This is a genomic window from Streptomyces flaveolus, from assembly GCF_014648815.1.
GTDB classification, from domain to species: domain Bacteria; phylum Actinomycetota; class Actinomycetes; order Streptomycetales; family Streptomycetaceae; genus Streptomyces; species Streptomyces flaveolus.
This window is the reverse complement of record NZ_BMRV01000003.1, coordinates 606243-619616: the sequence shown is the minus strand read 5'-3', so window position 1 is coordinate 619616 and position 13374 is coordinate 606243. Positions and strand designations below refer to the sequence as shown.

The 13374-nt window shown below is 69.8% G+C and carries 10 protein-coding genes and 1 pseudogene; 9 read left to right on the top strand and 2 right to left on the bottom strand.

What is annotated here, in order from left to right:
* Nucleotides 1–60: 60 nt before the first annotated feature.
* Nucleotides 61–2280 (bottom strand): MMPL family transporter, encoded by a 2220-nt coding sequence (locus IEZ05_RS10610; protein ID WP_189229752.1) that lies wholly within the window; start codon nucleotides 2278–2280, stop codon nucleotides 61–63.
* A 173-nt stretch (nucleotides 2281–2453) separates the two neighbouring features.
* Between IEZ05_RS10610 and IEZ05_RS10605 the strand changes: the two genes are divergently transcribed.
* The 4 genes from IEZ05_RS10605 (at nucleotide 2454) to IEZ05_RS10590 (ending at nucleotide 6249) form a co-directional block, all read left to right on the top strand.
* Complete coding sequence (locus IEZ05_RS10605; protein ID WP_189229751.1) at nucleotides 2454–3023, top strand: TetR/AcrR family transcriptional regulator; 570 nt, start codon at nucleotides 2454–2456, stop codon at nucleotides 3021–3023.
* Between the two features lie 261 nt (nucleotides 3024–3284).
* Nucleotides 3285–3530, top strand: coding sequence for an aldehyde dehydrogenase family protein (locus IEZ05_RS10600; RefSeq protein WP_189229750.1), 246 nt, complete (start codon nucleotides 3285–3287; stop codon nucleotides 3528–3530).
* A 14-nt stretch (nucleotides 3531–3544) separates the two neighbouring features.
* A complete protein-coding gene (locus IEZ05_RS10595; protein ID WP_189229749.1) occupies nucleotides 3545–4078 on the top strand; it encodes a type III PLP-dependent enzyme domain-containing protein in 534 nt (177 codons plus the stop codon).
* Nucleotides 4079–4248: 170 nt separating this feature from the next.
* On the top strand, nucleotides 4249–6249 hold the full coding sequence (locus tag IEZ05_RS10590; RefSeq protein ID WP_189229748.1) for a neutral/alkaline ceramidase: 2001 nt from the start codon (nucleotides 4249–4251) through the stop codon (nucleotides 6247–6249).
* Between the two features lie 41 nt (nucleotides 6250–6290).
* Here IEZ05_RS10590 and IEZ05_RS10585 read toward each other — a convergent pair whose 3' ends face one another.
* Nucleotides 6291–6917 (bottom strand): TetR/AcrR family transcriptional regulator, encoded by a 627-nt coding sequence (locus tag IEZ05_RS10585; protein WP_229869654.1) that lies wholly within the window; start codon nucleotides 6915–6917, stop codon nucleotides 6291–6293.
* Between the two features lie 217 nt (nucleotides 6918–7134).
* On the opposite strand from IEZ05_RS10585, the gene IEZ05_RS10580 reads away from it, so the two are divergent.
* The 5 genes and pseudogenes from IEZ05_RS10580 (at nucleotide 7135) to IEZ05_RS10560 (ending at nucleotide 13368) form a co-directional block, all read left to right on the top strand.
* The gene (locus tag IEZ05_RS10580; protein WP_229869653.1) at nucleotides 7135–8817 is read left to right on the top strand and encodes a class I adenylate-forming enzyme family protein; all 1683 of its coding nucleotides are present in this window, start codon (nucleotides 7135–7137) and stop codon (nucleotides 8815–8817) included.
* 4 nt (nucleotides 8818–8821) lie between these two features.
* Nucleotides 8822–9604 (top strand): annotated as a pseudogene (locus tag IEZ05_RS10575) (SDR family oxidoreductase).
* Between the two features lie 29 nt (nucleotides 9605–9633).
* Nucleotides 9634–10872: an acyl-CoA dehydrogenase family protein gene (locus IEZ05_RS10570; RefSeq protein WP_189229746.1), complete on the top strand. Its 1239-nt coding sequence runs from the start codon at nucleotides 9634–9636 to the stop codon at nucleotides 10870–10872.
* Nucleotides 10872–11972: a phosphotransferase family protein gene (locus IEZ05_RS10565; protein ID WP_229869652.1), complete on the top strand. Its 1101-nt coding sequence runs from the start codon at nucleotides 10872–10874 to the stop codon at nucleotides 11970–11972. The genes IEZ05_RS10570 and IEZ05_RS10565 overlap by 1 nt, the downstream gene beginning before the upstream one ends.
* A gap of 82 nt (nucleotides 11973–12054) precedes the next feature.
* On the top strand, nucleotides 12055–13368 hold the full coding sequence (locus IEZ05_RS10560) for an MFS transporter (RefSeq protein WP_189229744.1): 1314 nt from the start codon (nucleotides 12055–12057) through the stop codon (nucleotides 13366–13368).
* Nucleotides 13369–13374 lie beyond the last annotated feature (6 nt).

Sequence of the window (13374 nt, the reverse complement as noted above, 5' to 3'; positions counted from 1 at the left end):
ACCACCCTGCGCCTCCGGGTCGTACGGGAGGCGCAGGGTGGTGCGGTGCGGGCGGTCCGATCAGACCCGGGCCGCCGTCTCGCGTCGCCGGTCCTTCTTCTCGCTTTCCGGCCGCTCGGCCGGTGCCGCGGCGGGCAGACGCGCACCTTCGATGTCGACGTCCGGGAGCAGCCGGTCCAGCCAGCGGGGCATGCTCCACGCACGCCGTCCGAGCAGGGCCATGGCGGCGGGCACGAGCGTCATGCGCACGACGAAGGCGTCGATGAACACTCCGAAGGCGAGTGAGAAGCCGATGGCCTTGACGATCGGGTCGTCGTTGAAGACGAAGCCACCGAAGACCGCAACCATGATCAGTGCGGCGGCCACGACGACCCGTGCGCTGCTGGAAACGCCCTGGGCGATCGCTTCGGCCGCGTTCTTGTGGTGCTCGTAGTGCTCGCGCATCCGGCTGACGAGGAACACCTCGTAGTCCATGGCGAGACCGAAGAGCACACCGGTCAGCAGGATCGGCAGGAAGCTGGTGACCGGTCCGACAGCCGACACGTCGAGCAGACCGTTCAGGTGACCCTGCTGGAAGACCCAGACCGAGGCGCCCAGGCTCGCGCCCACCGACAGCAGGAATCCGAGCGCCGCCTTGAGGGGAACGAGGACCGACCGGAAGGCGATGGCCAGCAGGAGCAGAGCGAGGAGGACGATGACGCCGATGAACAGCGGCAGTGCGTCGCCGAGCTTGTCGGCGACGTCGATCGCCATGGCCGTCTGTCCGGTGACGTAGAGGGCCCCGCCCGCACCGGCGACCTCGGGCGCCTGGTCGCGCATGCGGTGGACCAGGTCGGTGGTGGCCTCCGCGTCGGGACTCGACTTCGGCACCACCGCCATGACCACGACGTCACCGGAAGGGCTGGACACGGGGGGCGAGACGGCGGCCACGTTCTTGTCGGCGACGAGTGTGCCGCGCAGGTGGGTCACGGCGCCCTGCCGCTGGTCCTGCGGGATGTTGTCGGTGTCGACGACGGTGATGAGGGTGGCGTTGAAACCGGGCCCGAAGCCCTCGCTGAGCAGGTCGTAGCTCTGGTGCTGAGTACTGGCCTCGGGCTGGGCGGCGTAGCTGGGCAGGCCGAGGCGCAGGTCGCGGGCAGGCAGGGCCAGTGTCAGCAGGCCCAGTATGCCGGCGACAAGGACGACGGCCGGGGTGCGGGTGACGCCGCGGGCCCAGGCCAGGCCCCAGGAGCCGGGGGCGCGGTTCTTCCCCTTGCTCTTCCGCTTGGGCCGGCGCGGGCGCATCCGCTCGCCGAACACTCCGAGTACGGCCGGGAGCAAGCTGATGGCGACCAGAACGGCGATCAGGACGGTCCCGGCACCGGCGAGGCCCATGATCGTGAGGAAGGGAATGCCGGTGACGGCCAGGGCGGCGAGTGCGATGACGACCGTCGCGCCGGCGAAGACGACGGCGCTACCGGCCGTGGCGGTGGCGCGTGCGATCGACTCCTCCCAGCTGGTGTCGGGGTCGGCGAGCTGTTCGCGGTGCCGGGAGATGACGAACAGGGCGTAGTCGATGCCGACCGCGAGGCCGATCATCAGGGCGAGCACGGTCGCGGTGCCCGTCATCTCCACGAAGCCGGAGACGAACATGGTGCCGAGCAGGCCGACGGCGACTCCGAGGAGCGCGGTCAGCAGGGGCAGTCCGGCCGCGACGACGGAGCCGAGGGCGACGGCGAGAACCACGAAGGCGATGACGACACCGACGAGTTCGGCCGGGCCTCCCGCTTCGGTCTGCGGAAGCATGGCGGAGCCGCCCAGCTCAACCTGCATCCCCGCGTCGCGGAGAGGCTCGACGGCGGTGGCGAGCTCTTCCTTGGCTTCTTCCGTCACCTCGGGGGCTTCGTCCTTGAACCGGACGTCGGAATAGGCGATGGTCCGGTCGGCCGACACGGCGCCGCTCTTGGCCGGCCGGGAGACGTCGACGACGCCGTCCACCGTCGCCGCCTCGCGCAGAACGCCCTCGAGGACCTTCTGCTGCGCCGGGTCCGTGACGGTCTTCCCCTCGGGGGCGGCGACCACGATGCGTACGACGCCACCGGCGGCGGGCGGGAACTTCGCCTTCAGGAGGTCCTGCGCCTCCTGCGCTTCGACGCCGGGGACGGTGAACTCCGTGGACGTCTTTCCGTGGAGTGTCGCCCCCAGACCGCCGACGACGGCGAGAAGGAGTATCCAGGTCGCGATCACCCAACGGCGGCGGCGAACCATCCAGCGCGCCCAGGCGTACAGGCGTGAGGCCATCGAAGCATTCCTAACCGGTCGAGACCCTGACCAAGAGGGCGTCAGGGGACACAGGCGTGACGGGAGGGGCAGACATGGCGGGAGGGACGGAGTGGTACACCCTCACCGCTCATTACACACTAAGGCATTTTTACAGTCGACGGTAATTTAGCTACCGGTGGTAATCTTCCCCCATGACGGGTGACAGCCTCAGAGAACGCAGCAAGGCGCGGCGCAGGGACGCGATCCTCACCGCCGCCTACGAGCTGTTCGCCGAACGCGGCTTCGACGCCACGAGCATCGCCGACATCGCCGAGGCGGCCGAGGTCTCGCCCCGCACGGTCACGCTGTACTTCCCGACCAAACTGGAACTGGCGATGGCGCACTTCAACACGTTCGTCGACCAGTTGTCGACAGCGCTGCGTGCCAGGCCGGCAGGACAGGGCATCATCGACACCGTGGAGCAGTGGCTGCGCGAACAGGCCGACCATCAGGGGAAGTTGGACGGGCTCCATGACCGGATGCTCCAGGCCAATCCGCAGCTCAAGGGACTCTGCCGGGGCCGGTTGACCGATGTCGTACAGGACGGCGCCCGGCTGCTCGCCGAGGAGCAGGGCTGGCGCGCCGACGCCTTCGCCCCGCGTATCCTGGCGGCCACCGTGGCGAGCGTGATCGGCGAACTGACCCACCAGTCCGAGCCCGGGGACCTGGAGACCGCCATGGCCTTCATACGAGCCGCGGCCGCCACCCTCCAGCCGGGCTGAGCCGGCGCGCGTCCCCTACGGTCGCCCCTTCACCCCTGGATCGTCCGGAGGATTCCCGGCTCGCGGTCACGGACCGTCGTCGCGGCGTCCACGAACGCGGCGACGAGCGGGTTCACCTCGTGGGAGCGGTGGGCCACTTGGGCTGGTACGCCATCTCGACCTGCGCCGTTCCCAGGAGCCCCGGATCGGAGAGCCGGGACTCCGGCGTCATCCACTCTTCGAGGTGTTGGGCGGCGAAGGCGGCCCGCCCGCCTCGCCGACATGCTCGCCGCCGGGAACCGGGTCGTCATCAAACCGTCGGAGTACACCCCGGCGTGCTCGGCTCTGCTGCGCGAGATGATGGCCGAAGCCTTCGATCCGGCCCAGGTCACCGTCGTCACGGGCGGTCTGGAGCTGGCGCGCGCGTTCCCGACCCTGCCGTGGGACCACCTGCTGTACACGGGTAACCCCGAGGTCGGGCGGACGCCGCCGGCGCGCTCGCCGACCTCGCCCGGCGGTCCGGACTGACGGTGCGCGGAGTCATGGGCTACGAGGGCCACCTCATGCTCGTGGAAAAGGAAGCGGAACGCCGGGAACAGACAGAGCAGGCGATGGAGCTACTGCTCGCCGCGAGCGCCGACGTCGGCGGCGAGTTGATCAGCTCGGGAGGGACCGGCACGTACGCCGTCAACAGCTGGGCCCATGAGATCCAGGCCGGCTCCTACGCGCTCATGGACACCGCCTACCAGCAACTCGGCCAGCCTTTCCGACAAGCCCTCTTCGTCCTCGGCCGGGTCATCTCGGTCTCGTCCGGCTGGGCGGTCGTCGACGTCGGGCTGAAGGCGCTGAGCCTGGACCACGGGCTTCCTCGCATCGACGGCGCCGAGGTGTGGTTCTGCTCCGACGAACACACCACGTTCTGCACCGACGGCATGCCGCCGCCCGCCGTGGGAGACCTCGTCCGGGTACAACCCGCGCATGTCGATCCCACCGTGGCGCTGCACGACAGCATCCATCTGATCGACGGTGTGAAGGTACTCGATCAATGGCCGGTCGACATGCGAGGCTGGCGATGACTGCCGGAACGAGCCCGTCGGCCGCCGTGACGGCCGCCTGAAGAGCCGTGCGCCCCACCGATCGCGAAGCCCGCGGTCGTGCGAACCAAGCCCCGAGTGATGCCCCCACCCATGTGAAGGCAGGAACCGTGGACACACCAGCACTCTCGCGCAGACGAGGACTTCAGCTCATGGCCGCAGCCGCCGGCGGTCTGGCGCTCGGCGCCGGCAAGGCCGCGGCGGCGGACACGCCCGGTCCGTCGGCCTACCTGGTCGGCCGCGGGATCGCCGACATCACCGGCGCCGCCGCCGAGAGCGGCATGATGGGCTACTCGAAGTTCGACCAGCAGACCAGCGGCATCCACCAACGGCTGCGTGCACGGGCGTTCGTCATCGTCGATCCCGCGAGCGGCAACCGCATCGCCTGGTGCAACACCGACCAGGGCATCCTCCCGTTCGCCGTCTTCCGTGCAGTGCTGACCCGACTGACCGGCGCGTTCGGCAGCCTCTACAGCGAACAGAACGTCTCGCTCAGCGCCACCCACACCCACGCGGGGCCGGGCGGCTGCAGCCACGACCTCGCCTACAACCTGGCGACCCTCGGCTTCCAACGGCAGAACTTCGACGCCGTGGTCGACGGCATCGTCGAGGCGATCAGCACAGCCCACGCCGACCTCAGACCCGGCACCATCACCCTCGGCCGCGGCGAGCTCACCGACGCGAGCGTCAACCGTTCCCGCCCGGCCTTCGAGCGCAACCCCCAGGCGGACAAGGACGTCTACCCCCTCGGCATCGACCCCGCGATGACCGTGCTGCGCTTCCGCCAGGGCGGCACCGACGTCGGCGCGATCAGCTGGTTCCCCACCCACGGCACCTCGATGACCAACGGCAACACCTTGATCAGCGGGGACAACAAGGGGTACGCCGCCTATGCGTGGGAGCACGACACCGCCGGGGTGCGCTACCTCGACGAGCGGCCCGGTTTCGTGGCCGCGTTCCCCCAGACCAACGCCGGCGACATGTCGCCCAACCTCAACCTCCGTCCCGGATCCGGGCCGACCGAGGACGAGTTCGAGAACACCCGGATCATCGGCCTGCGCCAGTCCAACGCAGCCCAGCGCATCCATTCCTCCGCCACCACCCCGATCAGGGGCGGCATCGACTCCCGCCTGCGCTACGTCGACATGTCCCAGGTCCAGGTCGACGGCCGCTATACCCCCGACGGCCGGACGCACCACACCAGTTCGGGCGTCATCGGCCTGTCCACGCTGGCAGGCAGCGTCGAGGACGGGCCGGGCATCCCGGGTCTGATCGAGGGCACGCCCAGCCCGCTCGCGCCACTGATCGAGCACATCAACTCCGCGGTCCCGCAGTGGCTCGCCGACGAGCAGTCCCCCAAGACCTCGGTCGTTCCCGGCGGGCTGCTCCGGGCGACACCGGACGTCCTCCCCCTGCAACTGCTCAAGATCGGCCAGCTGTATCTCATCGGCGGCCCCGCCGAGTACACCATCGTCGCCGGACTCCGCATCCGCCGCGCCGTGGCCGAAGAACTCGGCGTCCCGCTGGAGAACGTGCTGATGCAGGGCTACACCAACGGGTACAGCCAGTACGTCGCCACGCCCGAGGAGTACGACAGCCAACAGTACGAAGGCGCCTCCACGCTCTTCGGCCGGTACACCACACCCGCGTACCAGCAGGAGTTCGCCAAGCTGGCCTCCGCGATGCGCGAGGACACCAGGCTTCCTCTCGGGACGCCACCGCCCTCCCCCGCCATCGGCACGCTGAACGTGCAGCCCGGCGTCGTCCTGGACAGCCCCGGCCTGTGGCGTTCCTACGGTCAGGTGCTCACCGACGCGGCACCCGGCTACCGGACGGGCCGGCGGGTGACCGTGGTCTTCGTCACCGGCCACCCCAAGAACGACCTGCACCGCGGCGGTACGTTCCTGGAGGTCCAGCGGCTCAAGGACGGCGGCTGGGCACGGTACCTCGATGACGGCGACTGGCGGACGACGTACCGCTGGCAGCGCACCAACACCCTGACCGGTGAGTCCACCGCGACCATCACCTGGGACATCGCGCCGGACACCCCGCCGGGCACGTACCGGATCGCCCACTTCGGCGACGCCAAGAACGGACTGACAGGAGCGATCAGCGCGTTCACCGGCACCTCGCGCACCTTCACCGTCTCCTGAACGCCGTCCCCCGGCCGCACGCCGGACTCCTGAACCGCCCCTCAGGACCGGGAAGATGACAGCGCGCCCACAGTCATGCGGGTCATGTCGCAGTACCGCTCCGCGAGTTCCTGGGGGGTGTGTTCGCCTTCCGCGCGGTACCACTGGGAGACGCCCGTGCACATGGTGACGATCGCACGGCTGACCTCACGCGGGTACGCGGTGGAGAAGACGCCCTGCTCGACGCCCTCCTCGATCACGTGGTCCATCAGTCGCTGCTGGCGGTCACGGGCGGCGATGTAGGTGGTACGGGCCTCTCCGGTGAGGCTGCGGATCTCGCTGTAGGCGATGAACGCGAGGCCGCGCCGGTGGGCATGGAAGAGCACGAGGCACTCCACGAGCAGTTCCAGCCGCCGCTGAACGTCGTCGCCCGCCTCCTCCAGGGCGGCGGTGCTGCGTGCCCAGAGGTCGTCCATGGCGTAGGAGACGATCGCGACGAGCAGGGCCTGTTTCGACGCGTAGTGGTAGTACAGCCCCGGCACGGACAGCTCCGCCCGGGCGGCCACCGTGCGGATCGTCGTCCCGTGGTAGCCGTGCTCCATGAAGCAGGCCAGTGCGGTCTCGAGGATGGGCGCCAGTCCGCTGCCCGAGTACGTTCTCCAGTCCGCCCCGGCGTCCGTCTTGGTCACAGCGCTCCCCTTGCCCCGGCTCTTCATCGCGTTGGCACGCCAGTATGCAGCGTCACCCGGCCCCGCACCGCGGGCAGACCCCTTGACATGGCGCTCCCGCCGCATCAATCCTTCACCGAGCGATCGCTCGGTAGCCCTATCGTCGCACATCGCGCACCGAGCGAGCGCTCGGTAGCCATTGGCAGCCTGCGCATGCCGTGGGCAGGAGGGACGAGTAGTGACAGTTCCTGAAGAGCCCCCGTGGGGTTCGTCGATCCCCACCGATACCGAATCGGGGACGCCGGACGCCCACGACTCGCTCGTGGCCGCGTGGGCCGCTCGCGTGGCGAAGAACCCCGACGCCCCCGCGCTGCGCTACTTCGACGGCGTGATGTCGGCCGGGGAGGCGGACATGGCGTCGGACGCCCTCGCCGCCGCGTTCGAGTCCCGGGGAGCCGGCCGCGGTGACCGCGTCGGCGTCTATCTGCAGAACGTCCCGCAGTACGCCCTCGTGCTGCTGGCCCTGTGGAAGCTGGGAGCCACGGCGCTGGGGCTCAACCCGATGTACCGGCGGCAGGAGCTGCGCCGGATCATCGACGACGCCGGCGCGATCGGGATGGTCTGCGCGGACACCGACACCGAGGAGACGCTGGAGACCCTCACCGGAAGCACGGTCCGGTGGTTGATCAGCACGTCCGCGCTGGACTACCAGACCCGGAACGATCCGCGGGTCTTCGCGACGACGGAGCGCTCCGCCCCGGCACCGGACGGCGATCTCGTCGGGCTGATCGAGGAGTTCGCCGGTGCCCGGCCCGCGCCGGTCGGGCTGAGCCGGGACGACGTGGCGTTCCTGACGTACACCTCCGGGACGACCGGGCCGCCGAAGGGTGCGATGAACACCCACGGCAACGTGCTCAGCGTGGTCACGACGTGCGCGGCGTGGACCGGTGTGAGCGACGGGGACGTCGTCCTCGCCGTCGCCCCGCTGTTCCACATCACCGGCGCCGTGGTCAACGCGACGATCTCGCTGCTCACCGACACCACGCTCGTCCTCACCGGCCGCTTCCACCCCGAAGTCGCCCTGGAGGCCTTCGCCGAGCACGGCGTGACCTTCACCATCGGCTCCATCACGGCGTACAACGCGATCTACGAGCTGCCGTGGGCCGAAGCGCGGCACTTCTCCTCGGTGAAGACCCTGTACTCCGGGGGTGCGCCGATCCCGCCGGCGACCGTCGAGCGGTTCCAGGAGCGGTTCGGCGTCTACATCCACAACGGCTACGGGATGACCGAGACGACATCGGCCGTCATCGCCGTGCCGCCCGGACGCCAGGCGCCGGTCCATCGGCCGAGCGGGACATTGTCCATCGGAATGCCGCTGCCGCACCTCACAGCGCGCGTCGTCGATCTCCACGGCAAGCCGGCGCCCGCCGGGGTACAGGGCGAGCTCGAACTCAGCGGGCCACAGGTGGTGCCCGGGTACTGGGAGAAGCCCGACGCCACCGAGCGGACGATGGGCGGCGGGCGCCTGCGTACCGGTGATGTCGCCCTCATCGACGAGGAGGGCTGGGTCTACCTGGTGGACCGGCTGAAGGACCAGATCAACGTGTCCGGGTACAAGGTCTGGCCGCGCGAGGTCGAGGACGCGCTGTACGAGCACCCGGCGGTGCACGAGGCCGCCGTCGTCGGTGAGCCGGACGAGTACCGCGGCGAGACGGTCGTCGCCTACGTCTCGCTCAAGTCGGGTGCGAGTCTCACGCAGGAGGAGCTGATCGCCTTCTCCCGCGACCGGCTGGCCGCCTACAAGTGTCCCCGGCGGATCCGCTTCATCGCCGACCTCCCCAAGACCCAGAGCGGCAAGATCCGGCGCGCCGAACTCCGCAAGGCGGACACCACGGGGCCGTCCTCCGCCGCGAAGGGCTGATCCGTTGGACCAGAACCACGCCGTGCCGGGCCGGTTCTCCGGCCGCACCGCCGTCGTGACCGGCGCGAGCCGGGGCATCGGCCTCGCGATCGCCGAACGACTCGTGTCCGAAGGGGCGCGGGTGTGCATCACCGCCCGCAACGCCGGACCGCTCGAAGAGGCCGCGGCCGCTCTCCCCCCGGGACAGCGTCATCACCGTCGCCGGCAAGGCGGACGATCCCGAGCACCGTCGCGAGGTATTCGACGCCGTCGTGCGCGAGTTCGGCGGGCTCGACGTCCTCGTGAACAACGCGGGCATCAATCCGGCCTACGGCCCCCTCACCGAGCTGGACTTCGACGTCGCCCGCAAGGTGCTGGAGGCCAACGTCCTCGCCACCCTCGCCTGGGTCCAGGGCGCGGTGGCGCACAGGGCTCTCCGCTTCGCCGAGCGCCACGGAACCGTCGTCAAGCTCTCCTCGGTGACCGGTGAGACCCGGCGCCGGGGATCGGGCTCTACGGGGTGAGCAAGGCGGCGGTGTCCCACCTGACCAGGACCCTCGCCGTCGAGCTCGGCCCGGACGTCCGCGTCAACGCCGTGGCACCGGCCGTGGTGAAGACGCGGTTCGCCAGGGCCCTCTACGAGGGCAAGGAGGACCAGGTGGCCGAGGACTACCCCATGAAACGCCTGGGTGCGCCGTACGACATCGCCGCCGCAGTGGCCTATCTGGCCTCCGACGACTCCTCCTGGGTCACCGGCCAGGTCCTCACCGTCGACGGCGGTCTCACGGTCGCCGGCGGCACCGCATGAACACCGCGTCCCATCTCGAAAGGACAGTCATGACTCTGCCTCACCTCCCTCCCGAGGTGGCGGACCTGCGCGAGCGCACGCGCCGGTTCGTACGCGACGTCGTCATCGACGCAGAACCCGCGCCCGGCGAACGCCTCGACCAGGCCACACGTGACCGGCTCCAGGCGGCCGCGAAGGACGCGGGAGTCTTCGCGCCGCACGTGCCGAAGGAGTACGGCGGTCAGGGGGTGCCCATCGAACACTGGTCGCCGATCCTCCAGGAGGCCGGCTACTCGCCGATCGGCCCCAGTGCGCTCAACTGCATGGCACCCGACGAGGGGAACATGCACATGCTCAACCTGATCGCTACCGAGGAGCAGAAGAAGCGGTACCTCGTGCCGCTGGCCTCGGGAGACATCAGGTCCTGCTTCGGCATGACCGAGCCCCATCCGGGCGCCGGGTCCGACCCGGCGGCCCTGCGGACGAGTGCCGTGCGAGCCTCGGGCGGCTGGGTCATCGACGGCCACAAGCGGTTCATCAGCGGCGCCGTCGGCGCCGGCTTCTGCATCGTGATGGCACGCACCCCGGCCGTGGACGGCTTCCCGGAAGGGGCCACCATGTTCCTCGTCGACATGACGAACCCGGGCGTCAGGGTCGGCGAGGCGATCCACACCGTCGACCGCTCCATCGACGGCGGCCACCCGCACCTCCACCTCCAGGACTGCTTCGTCCCCGACGACCGTGTGCTGGGCGAGGTGGGGCTCGGTTTCCGGTACGCGCAGGTACGGCTGGGCCCGGCGCGGCTCACCCACTGCATGCGGTGGCTGGGACTGGCACGGCGGGCACTCGACATCTCCCTGGACCGGGCCGGGAGGCGGGAGCTGTTCGGCGGTCCGCTCGACTCGCTCGGTCTGGCGCAGCACCTCATCGCCGAGTCGGTGATCGACATCGAGACGTCCGACGCGATCATCACCAAGACCGCGGCTCTCCTGCAGACCGACCCGAAGGCGGGCTCGGCGATGTCCTCCATCGCCAAGGTGCACTGCTCGGAGGCGATCTTCCGTGTCATCGACCGCGCGGTCCAGATCTGTGGCGGCGACGGTGTCTCCGACGGGCTTCCGCTGGCGCAGTACCTGAACGAGGTCCGCCCGTTCCGTATCTACGACGGCTCCAACGAGACCCACCGGTGGGCGATCGCCCGCCGTGCCTCGGCCGCCAGGAGCGCGGCGGTCCGGGCCGGTGAGCGCTACCGGGGCGACGCCGTCGTCGGTCGGGGCGGAGACGCGTGATGCACACGGTCCCCGACGGGCTGGAGGTGGTCGCCGCTTGGGACGTGGCCCGGCATCTCGAAAGTCCTCCCCTTCTGGTCGTCGACACGGTCACCGCGTTCCTGGACGCGCACGGTGTCGGCCACGGCCCGATCGCGTGGCAGCGCATCGGCGACGGCCAGTCCAACGTCACCTACCTGATCGAGCGCGGCGGCGACCACGTCGTCCTGCGCCGCGGCCCGCGCCCGCCGCTGCCGAGGTCGACGCACGACATGGTGCGCGAGGCACGCATCCAGAAGCTGCTGCGCGGGCACGGGGTGCCGGTGCCCGAAATCGTCGCGGTCTGCGAGGACGAGTCGCTCCTGGGCGTGCCGTTCTACCTCATGTCCCGCATCGAGGGGACGGTCGTGACCGACACGATCCCGCCCCACCTCTCCTCACTCGAACAGCGCCGCGCCACCAGCCTGGCGGTCGTCGACACCCTGGTCGCCCTGCACCACATCGATGTGACCGGAGGGGAACTCGCCTCCCTGGGCTCCCCCGACGGATACCTCCGCCGCCAGGTCGACCGCTTCAGCGAACTGTGGGAGGTCAACGCCTCGCGCGGTCTCCCGGCCGTGGAACGGATCGCGGACTGGCTCGGACGCAACCTGCCGGCGAGCCAGTCCGCCGCGGTGGTCCACGGTGACTACCGCATGGGCAACCTCATGTTCGCTCCGCAGGCACCCGCCGGGGTCCTCGCGGTCCTGGACTGGGAGATGGCCACGCTCGGTGATCCGCTGGCGGACCTGGGCTACCTGACCGCCACCTACTCCGAGGCCGGTGCGCCCTCGACTCCGCTGGAACTGACCCCGGTGACCCGGGCGCCCGGCTACCTCACCAGGCTCCAACTGGCAGAACGCTACCGGTCCCGCACGGGCCTCGACCTCACCCCGCTCCCCTGGTACCAGACCCTCGCCCTGTGGAAGGCGGCCATCTTCTGCGAGGCGATCTACACCCGCTGGCGCCGCGGCGAACGTCCGCACGACACGGACTTCGGTCCGTCGCTGGAGACCGGCGTCCCCCGTCTGCTGGAGGCGGCCGCGCAGTACGCCGGCCTGACCACGGCCACCCGCACCTGACGCCTGACAGCCTCTCCGCATCACCTCACCTCTGGGCACCGGACGTCGCTCCGCCCTGCCCGAAAACAGTGAAGGAGCAGTCATGAGGAACGCGAAGACAGGGCCCGAGCCGGTGACCGGGGAGGAAGCCGCCCCATCGCCCACCCTGCGGTCGAGACGCAGGTCCCTGTTCGCCAGCACGGTCGGCAACGTCCTCGAATGGTACGAGTGGAGCGCCTACGCGGTGTTCGCGCCCTTCATCGCGGGCGTGATGTTCAGCTCGTCCGATCAGGTGTCGGCACTGCTGTCGACTCTCGCCGTGTTCGCGGTCGGCTTCCTGATGCGCCCGCTGGGCGGCATCGTCTTCGGCCGGATCGCCGACCGGCGGGGGCGCAAGTTCGTCCTGGTCACCACCATGCTGATGATGGCCGGCGGAAGTCTCGTCATCGGCCTCATGCCCACCTACGCCTCCATCGGCGCCTGGGCCTCGCTGATTCTCCTGCTCGCCCGCATGGCGCAGGGCTTCGCCCACGGCGGCGAGTCCGCGACGGCCAACACCTACGTCGCGGAGATCGCACCGAGCGAGAGCCGCGGACTGTGGGGAAGCATCGTCTTCGTCGCGATCTTCGGGGGCTCGGCCCTCGCCTATTCGGTGGGCGGGGCGGTGACATCACTGCTGTCCGACAGCGCGGTCGGCCAGTGGGGCTGGCGCATCCCCTTCGTCTTCGGAGCCCTTCTCGCCCTCGCCGCTCTCTACCTGCGCCGCAGCATGGACGAGAGCGAAGTGTTCTCGGACGAGAAGTCGAGTGACGAGATCCAGCCGTTGCCGCGCCGGCAGCTGGTCCGTGCGGTCCTGCTCGTCATCACGATGACTTCGGGCATCACCGCGGCCCATTACACCTGGACCTCGTACGTGTCCACCTACGCCATCACCCGGATGGGCATGGATGCCGGCGTCGCCTACTGGTGTTCTGTCGCCGCTCAGTGCATCGCTCTGACCACCCTCCCTGTGTGGGGCCGCCTCTCCGACAGGGTCGGCCGCCGTCCCATGATGATCACGTTCGCGGCCCTGATGATCGCGTTGCAGATTCCTCTCACCAGCCTGATCGGCTCGGCGGGTTGGACGCTCCTGGTGGCTTCCTCGGTCGCGCTTGCCGTCGTGGCCATCCCTGGAGCGCTTCTGTCCGCCACGATGTCGGAGACCTTCCCGACACGGGTTCGCACTCAGGGCATCGGCTTCGCGTACTCCGTCTCCGTCGCCGTCTTCGGCGGCACTGCACCGTATCTGAACCAGCTCTTCAACGAGTACGGCGTGGGCCGGCTCTCCAGCCTCTACATCATGCTGTTGTGCTCGTTGACGGGTGTCGCGTGCTATCTCATGCGGGAGACCAGGGGCATTCACCTGAAGGACGCCTGACGGAAG